This window comes from Nonomuraea sp. GTA35 (assembly GCF_041950525.1).
Taxonomy (GTDB): Bacteria; Actinomycetota; Actinomycetes; order Streptosporangiales; family Streptosporangiaceae; genus Nonomuraea.
The window spans coordinates 1-22,971 of the sequence record NZ_JBGNUV010000007.1; the positions used below are offsets into that span (position 1 = coordinate 1).

Annotated in this window: 21 protein-coding genes, 1 pseudogene and 1 other annotated feature; of the genes and pseudogenes, 10 read left to right on the forward strand and 12 right to left on the reverse strand. The window is 68.1% G+C overall.

Annotated features, from left to right (window positions below; all coding sequences use genetic code 11):
- Positions 1–106: 106 nt before the first annotated feature.
- The 5 genes from ACBJ32_RS29480 to ACBJ32_RS29500 all read right to left on the reverse strand — a co-directional run bounded on the left by ACBJ32_RS29480 (position 107) and on the right by ACBJ32_RS29500 (position 4,850).
- Positions 107–1,060 (reverse strand): DUF4158 domain-containing protein, encoded by a 954-nt coding sequence (locus ACBJ32_RS29480; RefSeq protein ID WP_375129445.1) that lies wholly within the window; start codon positions 1,058–1,060, stop codon positions 107–109.
- 204 nt (positions 1,061–1,264) lie between these two features.
- Positions 1,265–2,296, reverse strand: coding sequence for a tyrosine-type recombinase/integrase (locus ACBJ32_RS29485; protein WP_375129446.1), 1,032 nt, complete (start codon positions 2,294–2,296; stop codon positions 1,265–1,267).
- A 33-nt stretch (positions 2,297–2,329) separates the two neighbouring features.
- Positions 2,330–2,455, reverse strand: coding sequence for a hypothetical protein (locus ACBJ32_RS29490; RefSeq protein WP_375129447.1), 126 nt, complete (start codon positions 2,453–2,455; stop codon positions 2,330–2,332).
- Positions 2,456–2,679: 224 nt separating this feature from the next.
- Positions 2,680–4,197, reverse strand: coding sequence for a sensor histidine kinase (locus ACBJ32_RS29495; RefSeq protein ID WP_375129448.1), 1,518 nt, complete (start codon positions 4,195–4,197; stop codon positions 2,680–2,682).
- Positions 4,197–4,850, reverse strand: a complete 654-nt coding sequence (locus ACBJ32_RS29500) for a response regulator transcription factor (RefSeq protein WP_375129449.1) — start codon at positions 4,848–4,850, stop codon at positions 4,197–4,199. Before ACBJ32_RS29500 ends, ACBJ32_RS29495 begins: the two co-directional genes overlap by 1 nt.
- 202 nt (positions 4,851–5,052) lie before the next feature.
- On the opposite strand from ACBJ32_RS29500, the gene ACBJ32_RS29505 reads away from it, so the two are divergent.
- The 6 genes from ACBJ32_RS29505 to ACBJ32_RS29530 all read left to right on the forward strand — a co-directional run bounded on the left by ACBJ32_RS29505 (position 5,053) and on the right by ACBJ32_RS29530 (position 11,441).
- Entirely contained in the window at positions 5,053–5,598 is a 546-nt protein-coding gene (locus tag ACBJ32_RS29505) for a hypothetical protein (RefSeq protein ID WP_375129450.1), read from the forward strand.
- Positions 5,595–6,683, forward strand: coding sequence for a peptidoglycan-binding protein (locus tag ACBJ32_RS29510; protein ID WP_375129451.1), 1,089 nt, complete (start codon positions 5,595–5,597; stop codon positions 6,681–6,683). Before ACBJ32_RS29505 ends, ACBJ32_RS29510 begins: the two co-directional genes overlap by 4 nt.
- A gap of 71 nt (positions 6,684–6,754) precedes the next feature.
- On the forward strand, positions 6,755–7,426 hold the full coding sequence (locus tag ACBJ32_RS29515; protein ID WP_375129452.1) for an ABC transporter ATP-binding protein: 672 nt from the start codon (positions 6,755–6,757) through the stop codon (positions 7,424–7,426).
- Positions 7,423–8,619, forward strand: coding sequence for an ABC transporter permease (locus tag ACBJ32_RS29520; protein ID WP_375129453.1), 1,197 nt, complete (start codon positions 7,423–7,425; stop codon positions 8,617–8,619). Before ACBJ32_RS29515 ends, ACBJ32_RS29520 begins: the two co-directional genes overlap by 4 nt.
- A 198-nt stretch (positions 8,620–8,817) precedes the next feature.
- Complete coding sequence (locus ACBJ32_RS29525) at positions 8,818–9,438, forward strand: alpha/beta hydrolase (protein WP_375129454.1); 621 nt, start codon at positions 8,818–8,820, stop codon at positions 9,436–9,438.
- Positions 9,439–9,959: 521 nt separating this feature from the next.
- On the forward strand, positions 9,960–11,441 hold the full coding sequence (locus ACBJ32_RS29530) for an alpha/beta hydrolase (RefSeq protein ID WP_375129455.1): 1,482 nt from the start codon (positions 9,960–9,962) through the stop codon (positions 11,439–11,441).
- Between the two features lie 970 nt (positions 11,442–12,411).
- Here ACBJ32_RS29530 and ACBJ32_RS29535 read toward each other — a convergent pair.
- The gene (locus ACBJ32_RS29535; RefSeq protein ID WP_375129855.1) at positions 12,412–12,771 is read right to left on the reverse strand and encodes a hypothetical protein; all 360 of its coding nucleotides are present in this window, start codon (positions 12,769–12,771) and stop codon (positions 12,412–12,414) included.
- A gap of 298 nt (positions 12,772–13,069) precedes the next feature.
- Positions 13,070–14,494: a tyrosine recombinase XerC gene (gene xerC / locus ACBJ32_RS29540; protein ID WP_375129456.1), complete on the reverse strand. Its 1,425-nt coding sequence runs from the start codon at positions 14,492–14,494 to the stop codon at positions 13,070–13,072.
- 490 nt (positions 14,495–14,984) lie between these two features.
- Here xerC and ACBJ32_RS29545 point away from each other — a divergent pair, with 490 nt between their 5' ends.
- Entirely contained in the window at positions 14,985–15,860 is an 876-nt protein-coding gene (locus ACBJ32_RS29545; protein ID WP_375129457.1) for a hypothetical protein, read from the forward strand.
- A 271-nt stretch (positions 15,861–16,131) separates the two neighbouring features.
- Positions 16,132–17,362: pseudogene (locus tag ACBJ32_RS29550) on the forward strand (IS3 family transposase).
- Positions 16,410–16,523 (forward strand) — a sequence feature (AL1L pseudoknot). Its footprint overlaps the pseudogene before it by 114 nt.
- Here ACBJ32_RS29550 and ACBJ32_RS29555 read toward each other — a convergent pair.
- Positions 17,317–18,491 (reverse strand): IS3 family transposase gene (locus ACBJ32_RS29555; protein WP_375129856.1). Its coding sequence is split into 2 segments (ribosomal slippage): positions 17,317–18,257 and positions 18,257–18,491, totalling 1,176 coding nucleotides; the frame shifts between segments, so codons are not numbered across the junction. The pseudogene ACBJ32_RS29550 and the gene ACBJ32_RS29555 sit on opposite strands and share 46 nt — an antisense overlap.
- Positions 18,492–19,134: 643 nt before the next feature.
- On the opposite strand from ACBJ32_RS29555, the gene ACBJ32_RS29560 reads away from it, so the two are divergent.
- On the forward strand, positions 19,135–19,713 hold the full coding sequence (locus tag ACBJ32_RS29560; protein WP_375129458.1) for a DUF3558 family protein: 579 nt from the start codon (positions 19,135–19,137) through the stop codon (positions 19,711–19,713).
- A 271-nt stretch (positions 19,714–19,984) separates the two neighbouring features.
- Positions 19,985–20,722, forward strand: a complete 738-nt coding sequence (locus tag ACBJ32_RS29565; protein WP_375129459.1) for a hypothetical protein — start codon at positions 19,985–19,987, stop codon at positions 20,720–20,722.
- A 77-nt stretch (positions 20,723–20,799) separates the two neighbouring features.
- On the opposite strand, the gene ACBJ32_RS29570 is transcribed toward ACBJ32_RS29565, so the two are convergent.
- From ACBJ32_RS29570 to ACBJ32_RS29585, 4 genes are all read right to left on the reverse strand, one after another.
- Positions 20,800–21,252, reverse strand: a complete 453-nt coding sequence (locus ACBJ32_RS29570; RefSeq protein ID WP_375129460.1) for a hypothetical protein — start codon at positions 21,250–21,252, stop codon at positions 20,800–20,802.
- Complete coding sequence (locus ACBJ32_RS29575; RefSeq protein ID WP_375129461.1) at positions 21,249–21,752, reverse strand: hypothetical protein; 504 nt, start codon at positions 21,750–21,752, stop codon at positions 21,249–21,251. The genes ACBJ32_RS29570 and ACBJ32_RS29575 overlap by 4 nt, the downstream gene beginning before the upstream one ends.
- Before the next feature lie 68 nt (positions 21,753–21,820).
- Positions 21,821–22,351 (reverse strand): hypothetical protein, encoded by a 531-nt coding sequence (locus ACBJ32_RS29580; protein ID WP_375129462.1) that lies wholly within the window; start codon positions 22,349–22,351, stop codon positions 21,821–21,823.
- Positions 22,352–22,449: 98 nt separating this feature from the next.
- Complete coding sequence (locus ACBJ32_RS29585; RefSeq protein WP_375129463.1) at positions 22,450–22,911, reverse strand: hypothetical protein; 462 nt, start codon at positions 22,909–22,911, stop codon at positions 22,450–22,452.
- Positions 22,912–22,971 lie beyond the last annotated feature (60 nt).

Genomic DNA, 22,971 nt, shown 5'->3' on the forward strand with positions numbered 1-22,971 from the left:
CATTCTCGTGGAGACCGAGCCGGGATTGTTCGCCCAGTCGCGTCCGTAGCCCGGCAACAAGCCCGTGACCAGCCCCCCTCATGCAGTGCAAGCGATCAAAGGGACATCAACTCGCGAACCGCCCTCTGAACCCTGAGGTGCGCAGCAGGTCGCCGACGACCAGGTCGAACACCTCGATCGCCTCATCGACCGAGGTCGGCTCCATCACCTGGGCGAAGGCCACCAGGGCGGCCAGCTTGCGGTCCCCGGCCAGGGCGTCGACGGCGTTGGCGCGGGCGGCGTTGGCGAAGCGGGCCAGCGCGGCGATCCGGCCCGGCGGGATGGCCGACAGGTCCCAGGTGGTGGCGCCCAGGGCGCGCAGGTCCAGGTGCCGGTCGACGGCCTTGGCCACGCCGGCGCCGCTGACGTCGGTGGGGCTGCGCCGCAGCCGGTCCAGCTTGGAGACCCGGCGGCCCTCTTCCACCAGGACCAGGTCCTGCAGGGCGCGCCGCTGGCCGGGACTGGGGGCGGCGGCCAGCAGCCGGTACTGGCGCAGCGCAGCGCGTTCGCGCAGCCCGGCGATCATCCGCTCAAGGGTGGTGACCCCAGGCAGCAGGATTTTGGCCTCGATCAGGCGGTGGGTGGCCAGGTCGAACAGCACGATCGGCCGTTCGCTCCCGTTCCACACCCGTCGATACACCCACCGGGCCAGGCCGAACCACTGCTCGAAGCCGAAGGTGGTGTAGCCGTGCACTTCGCGGATCAGTTTCTGGTGATCCCAGCGCGCCTCCTTCTCGCCGTATCCCTTCAGGTCGGCCGGGTCCAGGCCGAGCTGCTCGGCGACGTAGTCGACGACCACGGCCGGGGCGTTGGTCGGGTCGGTCAGGAAGGTGCCGAGAAACCGCACCGTCCCGAGTTGAAGGGCGTAGCCGATTTGGTTGCGGGCGCCGTGGGCGGCCATCGCCTGGCGCCGGGCGGCGGTGTCCAGGTGGAAGAAGGCGCCCAGCTGGGCGGGGTCGGGGACGCCGTCGAAGGCTCCCCAGCGGCTGCGTTGTTCCTCGGACAGGAAGCTGACCGGCATGAGGTCCCTTCAGAACACGCCAGGGCGCCCCACCTCGCCAGCGTGATGGCGGCATGGTGAAGAGCGCCCGGGTATCGCCGGCGGCCAGGCCGAATGATCGTCTTGGCCGATTACGTGCTGCATTGTGTCAGCCGCACGGCTCCACGGTCTCCGCTGTCAGGGTGGTGAAAGCTGACGCTGAGCTGTTGTGCGGCGAGCTTGTTGTCACAGGTCCTCGACGTAGGCGGCGGCGATGTCCTCGGGCGGGTTGGTGTACAGCCGCAAATACCGCTCGTTGGCGTGGCCCAGGCGCCGTTCCAGCTCGGCCCGGTTGTGGCCGGAGGCTTGGGACAGCAGATAGGCGAAGGTGTGGCGCAGATCGTGCGGGCGCATTGTGCCGAGTTGCCGGTCGGCGCCTGTGACCTGCAGGTCGTGGATGGCGCCGATCTCGGCGACGATGGTGTTGATCGAGCGCGGCGACAGCCGCCCGTCGGGCCGGCGGGCGGCGATGGAGGAGGCCGCCAGGAACAGCGCGACGCACTCGGCGCTGGAGCCGGCGGCGTCGCCGTCGCGTTCGTGCTCAAGGTAGTCGGCCAGCGCGGTGCGGACGTCCAGGCCGAGAAAGACGCTGCGGCTGGTGCGGCCCTTGCCGCGCACCCCGGCAAGTTTGGCCTTCTTCACCCGGCGCAGTTGCTCGGGGTCGCGCGGCTGCAGCTGGGCCAGGTCCAGGCCGGCGATCTCGGCGCGGCGCAGCCCGGTGCCGAGCATGGTGTGCACGATGGCGCGATCACGCAGTGGCCGGGCGTGGCGATGCGTGGCGCCCGTTGCGGCGCGGCCGCCGTCACCGCGGTGGCGGCGGCCGGTCAGCTGATGGAAGGACTCCAGCCGGTCCAGCACGTTCTTGACCGTACGCACCTGGGCCGCGTTCAACGCCCGCACCTCGGGAGCGGGCAGACGCAGCGGCTCAACCCGCTTGGTCGGATCGCCGCCCGGCAGCAGCGCGGCCGGGGCGTGCGCGCTGATCCAGGAGAACAACGCCGAGGCATGGGCGAGATGGTTGTTGACCGTCGCCGGCGCCATGGCGGCCGCGCTGCCGTCTTTTCGCTGCCACCCGGCGGCGGCCAGGTGATCGCGCCAGGCGGCGAGTTCGCGGGCGGTGATCGCCGAGATGCGTTGGTGCCCGAGCCCGGCGATGATCCAGGCGCGCAGCCGCTCCAGATGCCGGCTGATCTTCGCGCTCACCTCGGGCGAGCGCACCCCGCGCACCGCGAGATCGAGGTAGCGCTCGATCTACACCCCAAGATCGTCATCGGCCGGGTCGAGCCCTCCGGACAGGCCGACGACCTTTCGTGAAGTGAATTTGCGGCGATCCTGCCCCTCGGCGGAGGCGGCCGAGCTGGGCGTCTGCGCGATCATGCCGCCAGGTTACTTCACGGAAGGGCCATTTCCTGAAGAGAATCGGCATCCTCCACTCAAGGCCGGGGATCACATCCGGTTCGTCTGCGGCCGCGACGACGCCCTCACCCGCGTCAAACGAGTGAGCCGGTACGCCTCGTTTGAGGAATGCTCAACACCGAAGGCCCGGCCAAGGTCAGCCCCGACAGCCCCCGCGAGCAGCAACTGGCCAACATCCGCCGCATCTACGGCCCCGAGAAAGAGGCACTGGGCGTGCTGGCCATCGAGATCGAGCTCCTCCCACCCGCCACTGCGTGACCGATCACCACGTCACCGAGTCGCATCCTCAGGAGAGGCCCAGGGCCCGCGCCGCGCGGGCCCTTCGGCATCCGAGGGGTCTTGGCATCAAAAACTGACGGGTGTGTCCAGTTGTTCGGGCCAGAGCCGTTCGTCGTACAGTCCCCCACGGTCAGCAGAGCACCCTCCTCTCCTGAGCTTGTTCCGCTTTGACGGACACCGTCGTTGTGGTGGGCAGGCCGCCGCGGCGGCCTCGTGATCGCCGATGGATGAGGTGGGAAGGTGATTGTGATGGTCAGGCCGCCTTCGGGCCTGGCGATGGTGTCGATGGCGGCGTCATGAGCTGTGGCGACGGCCTGGACGATGGACAGGCCGAGGCCCAGACCGCCCGTCCGGTTGGTCCGGGCGGGATCGAGGCGTTGGAACGGCTGGAAGAGTCGGCTGACCGCGTCCGTGGGCACCACCGGGCCTGAGTTGGTGACGGTGAGTACGGCTCTGGCGTCCATGGTGCGGGTGGTGACCTCTAGCCAGCCTCCTGGTGTGTTGTAGTGGAGGGCGTTGTCCACGAGGTTGGTGACCAGGCGTTCGGCAAGGGCCCGGTGGCCGGCTGCCGTGGCGGGGCCGGACGAGTGCTGGATGGTGATCCCTCTGGCCTTGGCGTCCGCCTGGCGCATCTCGATGATCTCGCGGGTGAGCCGGGCGAGGTCGAAGGGCTGGCGAACCTCGATGCCCGTGTGGCCGCGCGTCAGGGTGAGCAGCGCTTCGATGAGCCGTTCCTGCTGGGCCCCGGCGGTGAGGATGTGTTCGTGGGCCTCGCGCAGCGACTCCACGGTGGCTGCGGGGTCGGACAGGGCGACCTGGCCGAGTGCGCGCTGGCGGGTCAGGGGCGTGCGGAGCTCGTGAGAGGCGTTCGCGACGAACTGGCGCTGCGCCTGGAAGGCGGCCTCCAGCCGGCCGAGCAGGCCGTCGAAGGTGTCGCCCAGCTCTTTCAGCTCGTCGGCGGGGCCGTCGAGGGCCAGGCGCTGGTGCAGGTTCGTCGCCGAGATGTCCCTGGCGGTCGCGGTGATCGTCCGGAGCCTGCCGAGGATGCGTCCGGCGACGATCCAGCCGAGCACGATCGAGATCACTGACATCAGCGTGAGCGCGACGGCGGAGTTGATCAGGAGCTGGTCCAGCACATCGGCCTTCTGGAGCTCCAGGACTTGCCGCATCTGGGGTGAGGCCAGGTTCAGCAAGCGCGACTCGCCAGGCGGCGGCGCATCGTTCGGCGGCGGCTCGGATCCGCGGCCGGGCGCAGGGATGAAACTCTTGAGCGGCTGGCCGATGACCGAAAAACGCACCAGGGCGTACGTGATGGCCAGGAGCACGGCACCGGAGAGGAGGAACAGGCCTCCGTACAGGAGGGTCAGGCGCAGGCGTACGGTGCGGCGGGGCAAGCGGCTCGCGAGCCGGGCGACGAACGTCATCAGATCCGGTATCCCCGCCTGGCCACGGTCTCGATGATCGCGGGCTCGCCGAGTTTGGCCCTGAGCCTGCTCACGGTGATCTTCACGGCGTTCGTGAAGGGGTCGGCGCTTTCGTCCCAGACTCGTTCGAGCAGTTCTTCGGCGGAGACGACGCGGCCTTTGGACGCCAGCAGCAGCTCCAGGACGCCGAACTCCTTGGGGGCCAGCTCCAGCGGCCTGTCACCCCGGCTGGCCCGGCGGCGCGCGGTGTCGAGGGCGAGGTCGCCGTGGCGCAGCACGGGCGGCACCGCCGGATGGGCCCGCCGCGCCAGTGCGCCGATCCGCGCGACCAGCGCGGGGAAGTCGAACGGCTTGGTGAGGTAGTCGTCGGCGCCCAGGCCGAGTCCGTCGACCAGGTCCTCCGTGGTCGACGCCGCGGTCAGCATCAGAACCCTGCTCCGGCAGCCGGCCGCGACCAGTTCGGCGCACACGTCGTCCCCGTGCATCCCCGGCAGGTCCCTGTCGAGCACGATCACGTCATAGTCGTTGAACAATGCGCGGTCCAGCGCCCCCGGTCCGTCGAGCGCCACGTCCACGGCCATCTGGGCCCTGCGCAGCCCGACGGCTACCGTCTGCGCCGTCACCTCGTCGTCCTCCACCACGAGCACGCGCATCCGGCGCCCCCTTTCCACTTGAACACCTCGTCCAGCATGCTCCAAGGCCGGTTTCTGTGGCGTTTCGTCCGCAGCTCAGCGCCGGTGAAACCGTGCCGAAACCGCTGCGTTCCTACAAATGTCCGTATTCCATCACGGAGTGGAGAGCGATATGCGAAGCGTTGCCGCCTGCCGAAACAGCCGGGCACGACGGAGTGGCACGATGGCCATGCTGCTGGCCTGCGTCGCGGTCGCCGCCGCGGCCTGCGGGAGCGGTGAGGGCCAGGCCAGGACCGTCGCGTCCGTGGCGCCACAGGCAGGCGTCAAATCCGAGGCCACGCAACCGGCCTCCCAGGGGCCAGGGGACATGCTGGCCTTCGCCAGGTGCATGCGCGAGAACGGCATGCCCGACTTTCCCGACCCGAGTGGGCAGAAGGGTGTCGGCCTGTCGGCGGAGATGGTCAACTCACCGCAGTTCAAGGCGGCGGCGAAGAACTGCAAGCAGTTCCAGCCCGCCGTACCGACGGGACAGCCGCCCGAGATAAAGGACGGCTGGTCCGACGCGGACAAGCTGAAGTACTCCGCCTGCATGCGCCAGAAGGGCGTGCCCAACTTCCCCGATCCCAGCGAGAACGGCGGATTTCTCTTCGAGGAGAAGAGCGGCGTGGACCCCAGCTCGCCGCAGTTCAAGCAGGCGGAGCAGGCATGCAAGCAGTACCAGCCGCAGAACATGCCGAAGAAGGGGCAGATGCAGGGAGGGCAGTCGTGAGTGGTGGGCGCCGCTGGGGGCTGCTGGCGGCAGCCGTGGCGGTGGCTGCGGCGGTGGCTGCGGCCGGTACGTGGGCCGCTCTGACCGGACCGTTCGCCGCGGGCCCGGCGGCCGCTCCCGCTCATACCGCGCCCGCGACCGGGCTGGCGCAGGTGACCAAGGGCACCTTGTCCTCCCGCTCGCTGCAGAACGGAACGCTCGGCTACGCGGGCGAGTACCAGCTGGTCAACAAGGTCGCCGGCACGGTCACCACGCTGCCCGCGGTGGGCCAGGTGGTCGCCCAGGGCAAGGTGCTCTACCGGGTGGACGGCAAGCCGGTGGTGCTGCTGTCCGGCGACGTGCCGGTCTACCGTGACCTTTCCTGGGGTACGGAGGGCACCGATGTGCGGCAGCTGAACGCGGCGCTCGTGGCACTGGGATACGCCACCAAGGGCGAGATAGATCCGGACTCCGGCTACTACGGCTCGCAGACCTATGCCGCGGTCAAGGACCTGCAGGAGTCCGCCGGGCTGGACGAGACCGGCAGCCTGGAACTCGGCCAGGCGGTGTTCGCGCCGGCCAGGAAGATCAGGATCACCAAGGTCGTCGCGGTGCGCGGTGGCATGGCGGCGGCCGGGTCGGTGGTCCTGCAGGCCTCCTCGACAGCCAGGGAGGTCACCATCTCGCTGAGCGCCGCCCAGCAGTCCGAGGTCGAAGTCGGTGACAAGGCGACCATCTCGCTGCCGAACGGTCAGAGCACCCCGGGCGTGGTCTCCTCGGTCGGCAAGGTCGCGACCAAGGGCGACACCAGCACCACCATCGACGTGCGGATCAGGCCGCTGAAACCGAAGGCGACCGGCAGCCTCGACCAGGCGCCCGTGCAGGTGTCCATCGTGTCCGGCACGGTGAAGAACGTGCTGTCGGTGCCGGTGAACGCGCTGCTCGCGCTGGCTGGCGGCGGGTACGCGGTCGAGGTCGTCGAGGCGGGGGGCGGGCACAGGTTGATCCCCGTGGAGACCGGGATGTTCGACGACAGCGCGGGCAAGGTGCAGGTCACCGGCGACGGCCTGGCGGCTGGCCAGAACGTGGTGGTTCCGGCCACATGACCGGTCTCGACACGGAAACCATGCCGCGAGCCGCCGCGCGTGCCGGTGACGCTGTGCTCCAACTGGAACAGGTGAGCAAGATCTACCCGGGGGCCTCACCGGTGGTGGCGCTGGACCGGGCCACCTTCTCGGTGCGCCGCGGCGAGCTGGTGGCGATCGTGGGACCATCCGGGTCGGGCAAGTCGACGTTGCTGCAAGTGATGGGCACTCTCGATCGTCCCACCTCCGGGATGGTGCGGATCGTCGGCGAAGACGTGGCAGGTATGTCCGACCGGGCGCTGGCCGGGCTGCGCGCGAGCCGGATCGGGTTCGTCTTCCAGCAGTTCTTCCTGGCCCAGCACGCCACGGCCGTGGAGAACGTGGCCGACGGGATGCTCTATTCGGGCACGAGGCACAGGGCACGCATCCGGGCTGCCGCGGCGGCGCTGGAGCGTGTCGGGCTGGGTCACCGGCTCAGCCACCGGCCTCCCGAGCTGTCCGGAGGCGAACGGCAGCGAGTCGCCATCGCCAGGGCGCTGGTCGGCAACCCGGCGATCGTGCTGGCCGACGAGCCGACCGGCAATCTCGACAGCGCGTCGGGGACGGCGATCTTCGAGCTGCTGACGGAGCTGAACGCCGAAGGAGCGACGATCATTATGATCACCCATGACCGTGAGCTGGCCGCCCGGCTGCCGCGCCGCATCGAGGTCCTGGACGGCCGCATCGTCGCCGACGTCACCTTCGCGCAAGGGCGGTCGACGTGAGGGCCACGGCTCCCGGCCGCCTGCACCTCGCCGACCTGGGCCGTACCGCCGGGGTGGGGCTGCGGACCCGGCCCATGCGGGCCGCGCTGTCGGCGCTGGGCATCGCCATCGGCGTCGCCGCCATGGTGGCGGTGCTCGGACTGTCGGCCTCCTCCCAGGCCGGGTTGCTGGCCGAGATCGACAAGCTGGGCACGAACCTGCTGACCGTCACCCCGGGTCAGACCATGGGCGGCAGCGATGCCAAGCTGCCCAAGGACGCCCCGGCGATGATCGCCAGAATCGGCCCGGTCGACATGGCCGAGCACACCGGCAAGACTGGCGCCTCCGCCTACCGCAGTCCGTACATTCCGAGCATCAACACCAACGCGCTCACGGTCAGCGCCGCCAGCCTCGGCCTGCCCGCGGCCGTCCGTACGACCATCGCCCAGGGCCGCTATCTCAACGCCGCCACCGCCCGGCAACCGGTCGCCGTCCTCGGCTCGGCCGCCGCCACCCGGCTCGGCATCGCCCGCATCCATCCCGGCGCGCGCATCTGGGTCGGCGGCCAGTGGTTCTACATCGCGGGGATACTCAACCCGGCCCCGCTCAGCCCCGAGATCGACTCATCGGTGCTGGTCGGGTACCCGGCCGCGCAGAGATACCTGCATTTCGACGGCCACCCTTCCATGGTCTACGTACGGGCCCAGACCGATCAGGTGGAGAACGTGCGGCAGGTGCTGGCCGCCACCGCCAACCCGCAGGAGGCCGGCGAGGTCAGCGTCAGCCGTCCGTCCGCGGCCCTGGTGGCGCGGGCCGCGGCGCAGTCCGCGCTCAATGGCCTGTTCCTCGGGCTGGGCGCGGTCGCCCTGCTGGTGGGCGGCATCGGGGTGGCGAACACCATGGTCATCTCTGTACTGGAGCGCCGGTCCGAGATCGGGCTGCGGCGCGCCCTCGGGGCCACCAAGGGCCATATCAGGATGCAGTTCCTGGTCGAGGCCGTCCTGCTGGCCGCGCTCGGCGGGGCCGCGGGAGTGGCGATGGGGGTGGTGGCCACCACGGTCTACGCCCACGTCAAGGGCTGGGCCACCGTGGTGCCGCCGCTGGCCTGGGGCGGCGGGCTCGGCGCGGCCGTCGCCATCGGCGCCATCGCTGGGCTGCTTCCAGCGCTACGGGCCGCCCGCATGCAACCTACCGAAGCACTCAGAACCGTCTGAGCCGGCCAGCAGGCCCCCTGACGAATCCCTCGAAAGGCATGCCTTCATGAGATTTCGCACCCCTCAACTGGCGGCCGTCCTCGCGGGCGCGCTGATCCTGTCCGCGTCGGCGCCGACGCGGACACTGCAGGCAAGGTCACGATCGCCTGGAAGGACTGCCGCGGCAGCACGGGAGCGGTCCAGTGCGCCACCATCAACGTGCCGCCCGACTGGTCCAAGCCGGACGGCGGGAAAATCCACATCGGGCTGAGCCGGACCAGGGCCACCAAGTCCCGGATCGCCGCTGTGCTCAAGGCCCTGCACGACGGCGAGAAGACCAGATCCGAGCCGGAACATCAGGAGCAGCAGGACGGGCCGCCGGCGGAGATCCAGCCCATCACGGAGAGCCTGTACTGGTGCAAGGACTTCCGGTACAAGGTCAACAACTACACCCAGTGGAAGAGCATTGCCGCAAGGCTGGCCAAGCTGTACCCCAACGTCCAGTGGACCACCAACCACAACGCCCAGGGCCTCGACTGCACCGGTTGGCAGGACACGACCACCAACCCGCAGAAGCGACCGAACATCAAGGGCGCCCCGCCGATCGTGATGCTCGGTAACGTGCACGACCCGGCCGCCGTGTACCAGGATTCGCAGGCCGCAGCCAAGCAGACCGGCGCGACCTTGGTCACTTACGAGGGCTACGGACACACCGTCTACCCGAGCACCGCGAAAGCCGGGCCGGTCACATGCATCAACGACCTGATCGACGACTACCTGATCAACCTCAAGGTGCCCGCCAAGGGCATCCGCTGCCCAGACATCGAAACCGCTCAGTAACCGTCCTCGACGGCCGGGCGCGGGCTCTGCGGAGCTCGCCTTCCCCATCACAGCTCGGCCACTGAGCCCACCGGATCACTGGCTGAGGATCCTCCTGCCCCCACTCCTCGCGGTCGAGCGGTGGGGGCCACCTCCACCTCGGTGATCCCCGTCAGTGCGCCTGCCGGCGATGCTATCCGCGCCGGTCATCCGCCTTGCGGGCGCCTCTTGGCGTGCGCCCGCTTCGGGTCGCGCACCAGGATCGGCCGCGGCAGAACGACGCCGCGTCCAGGGCGATACCGAAGCTCACCGGACCTGCGTAGCAGGGTCGTTGTCCCTGGACGCGGCAGCGAGCCGTAGATAGCAGGCGAGCCTCTCGTGCGCCGAAGAATCCGATGAAACCTCCCCGAAACCGGCACCACCGTATACCTGTCAACCGTCGATCACGCCGGCTGCTGAGGCCGGCGTCACCCCAGATTCTTGAAGGGACCTCGATGAGAGTTCCGTGTGTCCGCTCGACGGCCGTTTTCATAGGCGGGCTCGTGCTGGCCGTACCGCCGATCCCGGCCAGTGCCCAAGCGGCCCCCGACGCGATCGATTGGCAGCGCTGCAGCCAAGCCCCGGGCGAACCGGCGCCCACCGGAAAGGTCGAGTGCGCGACCATCAAGGTGCCGCTCGACTGGTCCGATCCCGGCGGCAGGACCATCGAGATCGGCCTGGCCCGCCGCAAGGCCACCAAGCCCGACGCCCGCATCGGTTCCATTCTCCTGGACCCGGGAGGTCCCGGCGGCTCCGGCGTGGCCGAGGTCAAGCGCAAGCAGACCCCGTTCACCGAGGCGGTGAGCGAACGCTTCGACGTGATCGGCGTCGACCCGCGCGGCGTCAACACCAGCACCCAGATCAAGTGTGATGGAAAGCTGCTGGAGCAGGCCAGTGCGGCACAGGCCGCGGCGACAGGAAGCGCGGCCGGTTTCGAGGCACTCAAGCAGGCGAACGCCAAGCTCAGCCAGAACTGCCGCGAGCTCACCGGTCCGCTCTACGACCACGTCGACAGCCGCCAGATCGCCCGTGACATCGAGGCCATCCGGATCGCCCTCGGCGAGAGCAAGATCACTCAAGTCGGCTACTCCTACGGAACCCTGGCCGCCCAGCACTACGCCGAAATGTTTCCCAAGCGGGTGCGCGCGACGGTCACCGACGGCAACATGGACCACAGCATCCGCTCGTTCTGGGACTTCCTGGACGCCCAGACCGCCGCGATAGAGAACAACTTCGTCCAGTGGGCCGACTGGTGTGACAAGACCTCCGACTGCGCCCTCCACCACAGCGACGCCAGGAAGGTGTACGGCGAGTTGCGTGAACGAGCCAAGAAGGGCGAGCTTACGCATCCCAGCACAGGCGACAAGGTGGACTTCGCCCGGCTGACAGGGCTGGCCCAACGCGTCAACCTCCCCGAGTACTGGAAGGACCTCGCCGTCACCTTGAAGCACCTCCACGAGGGAACCAAACCGGATGAGCGACCCGCCCCAGGGCCGCGCCCCGCGCCCGAGGTCGCCAACTATCCGCGCCAGGCGACGTTCTGTCAGGACTGGGACTTCCGCGTCAGCGACTACGCCGAGTTGAAGAGGGGGATCGCCCGGCTCACCAACCGTTACCCCAACATCAACTGGAACCCCAACGCCACAGCGGCCGCGCTGGACTGCGTGGGCTATCGCGGCAGGACCACCAACCCGCAGGCGCGCCTGAAGGTCAAGGGCGCGGCGCCGCTCCTCATGGTCGGCAACATCAACGATTACGCCACCGCGTACACGTGGACCAGGAACGCCGCTCGGCAGAGCCAGGCCAGGCTCCTCACGTACGAGGGCTTCGGCCACACGGTCTTCCCGTCGACCATCGCGTTCGGCCCGAGCGCGTGCGTCAACGCCGCGGTCGACGCCTATCTCATCCAGCTGAAGGTGCCCGCCCAGGGGCTGTCCTGTCCGGCCATCGAGGTGCCCGGCGAGGGGCAGAAGCCGACGCCGTAGGCTCATCGCGGGTGGCTCAGGGGCTCACGTCTCTGCCGCTACGGGATGCGGCCGTGGGAGGGACGGGCGTGGCCTGCCTCCGGCTCGCCGCCCGCCCTTCCGTGACCGACGGCCTCTGATGAAGGGTCTTCACGCGCCAACACCCACCGACACGCGCGGAGCGACCAGCGAGCGAGCTACCTCCACGCCGACCAACCGCTGACCGTCAGCCCCGTGCACAACAAAGATCGACTTCGTTCAACACCCCCCAAGCGAATGGATCAGAAACTTCGCCACGATCCGGGACGTGGCGCCACAACTGGGCAGTGATCTCGGCGGCGAACTGGCGGGCGGTGCTGGCGGTGCCGATGAGGGTGGCCGCGGCGGGGCTGGTCCCGCCCGCCCACGGTCCGCTCCATCCGCGCTCGTGCCGGTGATGATATGGGCGTCGATGGAGGCCATGGGGTCGCTTCTGGTCTCGGTAGGCATGAGCCCGCCGATGCGTGAGAGGCGTAGTAGTTTGACTACCTGCAGTAACGATTGCCTGAGGTCTTGGGCATACGTTGGCCAACTGGAATAATGTGATTACTTGTAGTAGCGGCCTGCCGCTGGCGCCGCGCTCGCCGCCTTCGTCCCGGCTCTTGGCGGCACCGCCCACGCCGATGAAGGTGCAAGCTGCTGGAACGGTGCCAGCGATCCCTTGGGCTGGACCACGGACGGCCACTGGGCCTATTTCTCACTCAGTGACAAAACGTGGGAATGCAGCAACGGCATCTTCTCCACCTGGTCACGATATGCAGGTGATCCTGTGCTGGCCTGCAGGTCAGAGATGAGTGGCCGTTGACGGCTGGCGCTGGCTGACAGTGGTTGATGCTGGAGTTACCCCAGTGACGGGAGTCTCCCCGATGTCGTTCGATCCCTGTCTGCTCAACGGCCGTTCCGACCCTGTCGATCCCGGTGTGGTGCGCCTGGGGCATCCGGCGCTGGATGACTATCTGGAGTTGGTGGCGGCCCGGGCCCGGCCCAACACGTTGATCGCGACCGCGTATGACCTGAAGGTGTTCTTCAGCCAGATCCGCAAGGACCCGGCCGAGGTCACCACCGTGGATGTGCTGGCCTTTATCAAGATGCAGCGTTCCCCGCGCATCGATGCCAAAGTGGTCCGCCTGGAGGACGGGGAGGCCGGGCTGTCGGCCCGGACGATCAAACGTCGGCTGGCGAGCATCTCTGGGCTGTTCAACTTCCTGGTGGGGATCAGCCGGTTCAGGACCTCGCCAGTGGCCGGGTTGCGCAGCTCGATCTCGCCGTCGATGCCGGCATCCTGCTTCCGCTCGTGCCAGACGAAGCCCATCCTGTTGACAAGCTGATGGATCAGCGCGATGCCGCTATCGCCGATATGGGCGCTATTATCGATCTTCTTCAAAGGTGCTCCGAACTCCGTCGTCGCTGGTCGCCCGCTCACCACGCCCCCAGCTAGGCGCCTCCCCTAGATGTCCATCATGAGCGGCAACGACAGCACTCTACGGCTGAGGACCGACAAAAGGTTCCCGTCGGCGAACCGCTCCGATGGGTTGGCCCAGTGCGCCCCGACCCCAACAGCCACGGTCCGCGGGCGCAAGCCTCTTCACATGATCAACGACGTCTGCTGCTCATAATCCGTGGGTCGTGGGTTCAAGTCCCACCCGCCCTACCACGCCGACCTGCGGCTTTACCCGGATCCGTAATCGCGTCATCTGATCGTGAGTCACGGTGAGCCACACGTGAGTCACGTAGTCTCCCCGGGCCTTGCCGATCTTGTGGTTGGTGTCCCGTACCGCCTTCAGCACCAGCCGCGCCGTCGCGCGGGCGCTGTCGTGATACAGCTGCGGCAGCACCGAAACGTAGGTGTCGGCGGTCAGCACGATGCTGGCATGCCCCAACGTGCCCTGCACCACCTTCAACTCCGTCCCCGACGCCAACGCCAACGTCGCAGCTCCATGGCGCAGGTCGTGCAACCGCACCGGCGGCAGCCCACTCGCGGCGACCAGCTTGTGGAAGCGGTGGGTGAGATAGCTCGGCTGCACCGGGGCTCCGCTCCCCGCGGTGAAGATCGGGCTGGTCGGTGACCACCGCTCCCCCGGCCCCCGGCGCTGCGCACGCTCGTGCCGGCGCAGCAACCGCACGGTCTCCGGATCGAGTGCCAACGTCCGCCGACTGGCCGCGCTCTTCGGCTCACACAACACCAGCCCCTCCTCGGTGTGCACCAGCTGATGCGCGACGGTGAGCTCGCGCCGCTCCAGATCGACGTCCACCCACCGCAGCCCGGCCACCTCCCCACGCCGCAGCCCACGCAAGGCCACCAGCCACCACAACACGAACAGCGGATCCTCCCGCGCGAAGCGCAGAAAGGCGGCCAGCTGCTCGACCGTCCACACCGCCACCGCCGGACGCTCTCCCCCGCGCCGCCAGGCCGCCTCCCGACGAGCCGTCCACACCACCGGATGCATCCGCACCGGCGCCGGCAACCGGACGCCCTGCGCCGGATTGACGGCAATCAGGTCCTCACGCACCGCGTGGTTCAGCGCCGCCCGCAACGTCGCCCGGATCCGCTCCAAAGTCGATGCGCTGATCGGCTGGCCGTACCGATTCCGCCGCCGCCCCAGCACCACGAACATGCGCGTCACGTCCCGCCGCGACAACTCCGCCAGCTTGACCCGGCCCAGATACGGCACCAGATGCAGCCGCACGTGATCCCGGTAGGCCCGGTGCGTGGTCGGCCGCAACCGCGACTCCACCACCGACAACCAGTACCGCAACCACTGCCCCACCGTGCACCCAGCAGCAAGCGGCCCCTCTTCCTCCGCCACCAGCAGTTCACCGCCCGCACTCCACGCCGCCTCCGCACTTGCGAACCCGCCGCGCCGAACCCGCTCCCGGCGACCCGACGCCCCCACGGCCTGGACCGCGAAATACCAGCGCCCATGCTCTGCCTCGGCCAACCGGCCGCAGCGGCCACCCAGCCGCCTTCCGCTGATCTTGTCGCTGCATCCGCATCGCTTGTAGACCACGCAATGCCCGTCGTCGCTGCCTGTCATCGCTCGCCTCCAGGTCCGTCTCAGAAGCAACGTACGAGTCGCGCAACGACAGACCCAGCCAAGAGCAAACGTTTAGGTAGGTACCTCAGCCACGTGGCACATCTGGTGCGACAAAGAACCGGAGTTCATGCAGAACCATAGACCAACGACCAAAGCGCGCGAAGTTCACATGTGTAGGCCCCCGCTGGACTTCGGCCGAACGACCTGACGCCGCAGCACCGCCACCTCATGCAACACCCTGGCCTCGGCGTGTCCTTCGACTGGTCAGAGCCGTCACGACCGGGTCTGAAGCGGTACACGACTCCAGGACCTCGATCTGCCGCAGTAACGGGCATCCAGGTCAGAAGGATTCTCCATCGTGGGCTTTTATGTGCGCACCAGCCTCAGGGCTGGACCGTTCCGTTTCACCCTCAGCCAGGGCGGGATGGACGTCTCGACCGCCATCCCGGGCCTTCGAGTAGGGATGGGCCCCCGCGGCAACGTCGTGCGCATGGGACGCGGAACGATCTCCTACCGGACCGTCGCGCCCGGCCGTGACGTGGTCATGCACGATGTCGTCAGCCTGGTCCCGGCCCAGCCGAGCGACATCGTCCAGCAGTTGCAGAAGGCCGCCGGACGCCGGCCGTACTGGCCGTTCGCCTTGGCCGCCATGCTCGTCGCCGGGCTGGCGACGGGACGCTTCGGCCTGGTCATCATCGCCGTCGGGCTGCCTTTCGTGCTCTGGGTGGCGTTGCGCGATCGGGCCGCTCGGGCGGTGGTCGTCATGTACGACGTGACCGACGAGGCGGCTTCACGCTTCGATCACCTCGTCAACGCGATCACCGGCCTCCAGCGGGCCCACGGGTTCTGGCTGATCACCGCATCCGGCGCGATCGCCAGCACCTACCAGTTCAAGGTGAACGCCGGCGCCTCCAGCCTGCTGCGTAGGATGAACGCCTCGGCTCGGCTGGCAGGACCACGGATCCTGGTCACCAACGTCGCCGTCCCGACCCTCACCACAGGCAGCCTATCGGTGCACTTCCTCCCCGACCGCGTCCTGATCCAGGACGGCCGACACATCGCCGACCTCGCCTACCAGCACCTCCACGTCGGCGTGGAACACTCCCGCTTCATCGAAACAGGCCCGGTGCCACGCGACGGCACGGTCGTCGACTCCACCTGGCGCTACGTCAACGTCAAGGGCGGCCCCGACCGCCGCTTCAAGAACAACGCCCGCCTGCCCATCCTCCTGTACGGCAGACTCATCCTCCGCAGCCACAGCGGCCTCAACCTCGTCTGGGACGCCTCCCAAGTCCCCCTCGTCCACGCCGTGGCGAACGCACTCCACCACTCCATCACCGCCCACCCACCTGTGATCCACTCCTGAGGTGGCCTACTCCATCACCGCCCGCTAGCCCGGCGGGCGGCTGTCCCCACGCTCCATCAACGCCATCGTGAGTGAGATTGGTCGTCCGCTGCTGCCGCATAAGGCAGGCAAGCTATGCAATGCCATCGTCGCCCAGCAGAACTACGAGTGCACCCAAGGATGAAAAGCCTCAGTGCACCCGCGAGTAGGGCGAGCCGACTGAACCGGTCTGGGTTTCCTGGAGGCCCTGAAGCCAGCATGATCGTGCTGGCGGAAGGGAGAATCACACGCGATGCCAGCCCCGAGAAAGTACCCGCAGGAACTGCGTGAGCGCGCGGTGCGGATGGTGTTCGAGGTCCGTGAGCAGAGCGGGGGCGCGCCCGGTGCGATCGCCCGGGTGGCCCAGCAACTGGGCATCCATCGTGAGGCGCTGCGCGGCTGGGTGCGCCAGGCCGAAGTCGACGGCGGGCAGCGGCCGGGCACTTCGACAGCCGATGCGCAGCGGATCGCCGAGCTGGAGCGGGAGGTCCGTGAGCTGCGCCGGGCCAACGAGATCCTCAAGTCCGCGGCCGCTTTTTTCGCCCGGGAACTCGACCCCCGACCGCCCAGATAGTCGCCTTCATCGACGCCCATCGCGACCGGTTCGGCATCTAGCCGATCTGTGAGGTCTTGCAGGTGGCGCCGTCGACCTACTATGCCGCCAGGAGCCGGCCCCCGTCGGAGCGGCAGCGGCGCGACGAGCAGCTGACGGCCGAGATCCTGCGGCTGTGGCACGACAACTTCGAGGTGTATGGCGTGCGCAAGATGTGGAAGGCGCTCAACCGGCAGGGCGTGCGGGTGGCCCGCTGCACGGTCGCCCGGCTGATGCGCCACTTAGGACTGTCCGGCGCTGTCCGCGGGGACCACAAGCGGCGCACCACCGTCATCGAGCCGCTGAGCCCGCGCCCGGCCGATCTGGTCGAGTGCGACTTCGCCGCGCCGGCACCGAACCGCCTGTGGGTGAGCGACCTGACTTACATCCCCACATGGTCCGGGTTCGTGTACGCGGCGTTCGTCATCGACGTCTACTCCCGGATGATCGTCGGCTGGCGGCTGACCGACCACCTGCGCACCGACCTGCCGCTGGACGCGCTGGAGATGGCCGTCTGGCGCCGCGGCCGGGTCGAGGACCTGGACGGGCTGGTGCATCACTCCGACCGCGGCTGTCAGTACCTGTCCATCCGCTACACCGAGCGGCTGGCCGACATCGGCGCGGTCAGCTCGGTCGGCTCACGCGGGGACAGCTACGACAACGCGCTGGCCGAGACCACGATCGGCCTGTACAAGACCGAGCTGATCCACCGCCGCGGTCCGTGGAAGGGCCTGGACGACGTGGAGATCGCCACCATGGAGTGGGTCGACTGGTAGTCGACTGGTACAACAACCGCCGCCTCCACAGTGCCTGCCAGGACCTACCGCCCGCCGAATACGAAGCCCTCTACCGAACAGAGACCAACCCAGCTACTCTCACCCCAGCCAGATAACCCGGCCTCCAAGAAACTCGGCGCGGTTCATTACCACAGAATGAGTGGAGCCTCGTCTCGTTGTACCAGGAAACCCATTCCATAGTTTCCAGCATCACGTCGGTGACGCCGCGCCAGCCGCCGCGAAAGTCGATGAGCTCTTTCTTGTACAGACTGTTCAGAGACTCGGCGGCAGCGTTGTCGTAAGAATCACCTTTACTGCCGACCGAGCGCACCGCGCCGATATCCGCCAGACGCTCACCATAGCAGATCGACGTATATTGCACACCCCGATCAGAATGATGCACCAGATCGCCGTCCAGGCTCTCATGCCGCGACCATATCGCCATTTCCAGCGCCGACAAAGCCAGATCGGCCCGCAGATGATCGGCAACCTCCCAGCCGACAATCATCCGCGAATACAAATCCATCACGAATGCCGTATACACCCATCCCGACGCGGTCGGCACGTACGTCAGGTCGGCGACCCAGCGACGGTTCGGCGCCAACGCATCGAAGTCCCGCTTCAGCAGGTCAGCGGGCGGCTCCACACCGGCCGGCAACGTCGTGCGGGGCCGCTTACGGCGCGCGCACGCACCCTCGATACCTAATTCACGCATCAACCGCTCGACCGTGCACCGCGCCACCACGATTCCCTGACGATTCAGTTCACGCCAGACCTTGCGCGCCCCGTACACCTTTCTGCCCGGATTTTCCCACACACGCATGACCTCGACTTTCAACTCCTCGTCACGGCACGCCCGAGCCGACGGTTCACGTTCGCGTCGCTTGGCTTCGTGATAGCTGGACGGGGCAAATTCCAGGACCGCGCAGATCGGTTCCACACCGAACCAATCCCGATACAGGTCAACGAACTCGATCAGCGCGGCAGTCTCGGGTCGAGTTCCCGGGCGAAAAACGCGGACGCCGCCTTCAGAATCTCGTTGGCCCGGCGCAGCTCACGATTCTCCCGCTCCAATTCGGCGATCCGCTGCGCGTCGCTCGACGTGGTGCCCGGACGCTTTCCCTCATCTACTTCCGCCTGCCGTACCCATGAGCGCAGCGCCTCGCGATGCACGCCGAGCCGGTCGGCCACCCGGGCAATCGCCCCGGCCTTGCCTCCGGTCTCCTCACGCAGGTCGAACACCATCTTGACGGCGCGATCACGCAGCTCTTGGGGGTACTTCCTCGGTGCGGGCACGACTCCCAGCCTTCCAGTCTTGGGAGCCTCCAACCAACCCGGGGCAGCTCACGGTTCCCAAAGCCCGACTAGACCCAGCAAACACCGAGAGGCCTTCGAAAATCCCGACCAACTGTCAACAATCAAGACCAGATAGGCATGGCTGGAATGACCCTGCGCTCCTGGCCACCCAGCCAACGGCTATAGATCACGAACCCAGCGGGTTTCCTACACCGATCGCGCACCCCTCAGGAAACCAGCCCGATCCACGGTGACCGTAGGCGGAAGTGACAGCGTGGCGGGTACCGGACGGCACATTCCACCGCCTGCCGTACGCCATGCACCCTCTCGGACATGGACGGGCTGCGCATCCCCCCAGTAACGACGACGGCCTTGAACGCGAGAAAGGGACGAAAGCATCAGTTCGGCCCTGGCGCTGATCGGGCGCCACGCGGCGCACCGACCTCGCCGTCGGCTGGTTCTTGGCGCAGCACTCGTTCTTCCGGCCCAACACCGGACGGGCTTGGTGGTCGCTCAGCCACGGCAGCCGTTCTTCAACCTCGTGGATCGATCTCGGGACCGGTCCCCTGTGCCCGTCGGTACGGTGGTGCGCATGACTGGTACGTCCTCTTCCCGAGCGGTTCACCTGATGGCGGTCGCGTTACTGGCCGCAACCGCGACCGGTTGCGGCGGAACCGCGCAGCCGTCGCGGAGCGCGGACGGGCCTTCCGCGAGCGCCCAGCCGTCCCCCACAAGCGTGCGGGACGCCGACCCCTGTTCCTTCCTCCCGAAAGACCTGGAGAAAGCCCACGCCCTCACGAAGGCCGATGCTCAGCAGAGCGACACGGCCCGCAGTTGCTCATGGTCCGCCAAGAACTTCTCGATGATGCTGCTCGTCCGATGGGACAGCGACACCCTGGTCGACTTCTCCCAGGCATTCCCCACGCTGGGCGAGAAGGACGTGGTTCTCAGCGGCGTGCCGCTCATCTTCGGCAAGAGCGATGTCAGGCCAGCGTGCGCGGCGGCGTTCTTCGCGGGGCAGGGTACCGTCGTCGAGATCATCGTCGGCGACGAGCCCCCATCGACGGCCAACGCCGCCTGCAAACGGGTCAAGACCATCGGGGCGCCCATGATCCAGCGAATTCGCGAGCAGAACCTGCTGGATGAAACTTCCACCCCTTCCCCCTCATGAGACTCCTGCTTGGTCACGCGTGCATGCAATAGGCAGACGACATCCGGCAACCGCGAAGCAGGCCGTGACACTCGTCCTCGGTAAGGCCGCACACCCGGATGGGCGACATGAGGCCATACCGCATCCGGCATGGTGCCATCTGATGCCAGGAGGACACCTATCCGGTGGGTGAGCTGGGCGTTGCCTTGCCCCATTCGAATGGTTACGCAAAGCGATGCGTCCGATACTGTTCGGGAAGATCTCCCGCGGAACCGATGAAGGAGACGCCCGCGTGTGTGCGATGCGGTTCGCCCCGTCCCAGCTCATCGTCAGCCTCTCCTACGACCTGAACAACCCGCTGAAGATCCGCGCCAAGCACAAGGTCGCCGGCATGCTGCTGCTCGACCGCGACCACGCCAACCGCCTCGAGCGCGGCTGGAACGTGCCCGGCGTCTACCTCCTGCTCGACCGGCCCGATGCCGAAGGACGCTGGGGCGCCTACGTCGGCAAGGCCGCCACCCCAGGGCTGCGCCATCGCGTTCTGCAGCAGCTCAGGGACCGCGCCCATTGGTACCGGGCGCTGCTCATCCGGTATGAGTCCAACGAGGATGAGACGCTCAATAGCAGCGAGGCCGGCTGGCTGGAAGGGCGCCTCTACGACCATCTCACCAAGGCGGGGCAAGTCGATCTGCACAACCGGAACCGGCCCCGCGACCCCACGCTCTCGGATGACGACGAGACCAGTCTCATCGACTACCTGCTGCCCATCGAGTCCGTGCTCCGGCTCATCGGCCACACCCTCTACCCCCGGCCAGCAGGCGCGCCCGACGGCGGCGGCCCGCTCTTCAGGAGAATCGAGCCGGAGTCCAAGCCGGACAAGCCTGCCCCCTACGTGAGCCCTCTCGGCCTGGGGCCCAACCCGTACCTGATGCGCGACCTCACGCCCGAGAAGGTGAGGAAGAAGGTCGCGCTCATCATGGCGGGCAAGCACCCTCCGGTCATGGGCAAGGGGCCGGGCAGCCGTGCCTGATCCGGTGGTGCAGGAGGTGTGCCCCGGCCAGCACACTCGTCTTGTGCTGGGCGGGGCATGCCACCTACGCCACCGGCTCAGGCGCTACCGGCCATGTCCTCCTCCGCTACCGGCTCTTCTCCGCCGCAGATCCGGCAGACGCGTTCCTCCTCGGCGGTGAGCACCACGGCGTACAGCTCCGGAAGGCCGATGGTCACGGCCTTACAGAGGCGGTGCCAGCCGTCGATGATCAGGATGCCGCCGGTCGGGACCGTGGCGGCGATCAGCGGCTCGGATAGATCAACTTGGGCCGCGTACTCGGCGTCGATGCCGATCAGGTTGAGCATGCCTGCCCACCATTCGGTCATGATCACCCCATCCGGGGCCCGGCCCTGGGTGAGCTTCTTGGCGGCGGTGATGTTCCAGCTCCAGCCGAGCATCTGGAAGATCTCCAGACGCGAGGTGTCCGCCCGCGACTCCGGCCCGTTGGACCGAGGCTCCGCAGCGCGGCCGGTGGGGTCACCGGTGGCGGTGTGGTGGGGGTGGGTCATGCCGTGGCCTCCTGTCCGGTCGAAGCAGCGGGGGTCTGCTGGTGGGAGCAGGCCGGCGCGAGTGTCTCGGCTTGGGCGAGGAAGGTGCGGGCGGCGTTGTGCCGGATGAGGGCCAGGCTGTGCTCGAGGTGGTCCAGTGCCGGCTCGCGCTCGACGTCCGCGCCGGGGTTCTGGGTGTGCGTCGTGGGTTCGGGTGGGGTGTCGGCGTAGGGGGCGATCCAGGAGACGAACCTGGCGATGGCCTGGGCCGGGCGCAAGCCGCCACCGTCGGCGTAGGCGATGTGCCGGGCCACCAGCAGCCACCACGTGCACAGCGTGTGCGCGTACAGGAGGTCGTAAAGCTGTGCGGCGCTCAGCCGCTCGCCCCGGCCCAGACGCCGGAAAATGTCGTCGGTGTGATCCTGGCGGGCGCTACGAGCCTGCTCGATGATCGCCTCCCATCGACTCGGCCCTCCTTCGGGTGGTGCGCCAGTAACGGGAAGCTGCTCAGAGTTGCTCATGACCTTGGTGTCCTTTCTTTGGAGGTGTCGCCAGCGCCGCCATGCGCGCGGGCGCTCCGGCTGCTCGCTCATAGCGCTGCAGACGTCGTGGATGGCATGGCCGGACCGTTGGGGTGGTCGGCGGGCGTGGCCGAGTTGGTTGCCTGGTGGATGAGGTGCTGAGTGAGTAGATGGCCGCTGTCGTTGAGGAAGTCGCGGGCGGCCATGCGGGCGGCGTGGGCGAGGGCGTGATCGAACAACGTGCCGGGCCGGGCAGCCGGTGGTTCTGTGGTGAGGTAGTGGCGGGCCCAGGAGCGCACCCGGCGTAGCGCGTGATCGGAGGACAGCTCCTTGCCGCTGATCTCCTCGTGCACCAGCTCCCACCAGGCGCGTGCTGCCTGGGCGTGGGCAGTGACGAACAGCTGCTCGCCGGTCAGCCGTTGACCGTTCTGCAAGGCGAAGATCGCCTTGGCGGCCACCGTGTAGCAGGCGTGGCGGGTGGCGGTGATTTTCTCGGTGGTCAGCTGATCGCACGAGGGCCACGCCTTCTCGTCATGGCCGGTGGTGCTGCCCGGCTGACGGGGCGGGGGCAGCGGGCTGGGCTGGCGAGGGTCATCCATCGGGTGTCGTCCTTTCGTTGAGTGACAGGGATGAGTGAGGGGTAGGGGCATGGGGTGGCCGCCCGGCTGGCTGTAGGCGGCGGCCACCGGGCGTGGCATTACGGGCGACGCCTCTCGGGCGGGGCCTGCCCGGTGGTGGGCAGGGTTGGAGAGGGTTCCCCGGCCGGGTGAGTGTCGTGATCGGATAGGAGAGCCAGTGCGTCGGCGAGTTTCTCGGTCGCGTCGAGAAAGGCGCGGGCGCCGCCCCTGCGGGCCTCGGCCATGGCCAGGACGAACAAGCCGCCGTTGTTCACTGGGCGGGCGTTGATCAGCAGGTCCTGGGCCCGTTGCCGCACGGTGAGCAGTGCGGTCGCGCCGTCGATCGGTTCTTCGCAGCCGTGGGTGAGGTCGGTGACCTGCTGCCACCACGACATCCGCTGGTAGGCGTAGGCGATCCGGCCCAGGTCCTTGTCGTGCAACGTGCCCTCCTCGTCCAGGGTGGCGATGCGGTTGAGCGCCTCGCTCAGTTCCCAGCGGGCGGCGTTGGCGTAGTGAACGGCCAGATCTTCGAGTCGTCCCATGGGGACCTCCTTCGGTAATCGGGTGATGACGTACGCGGCGCGGGGCGGGGTATCGGCTGC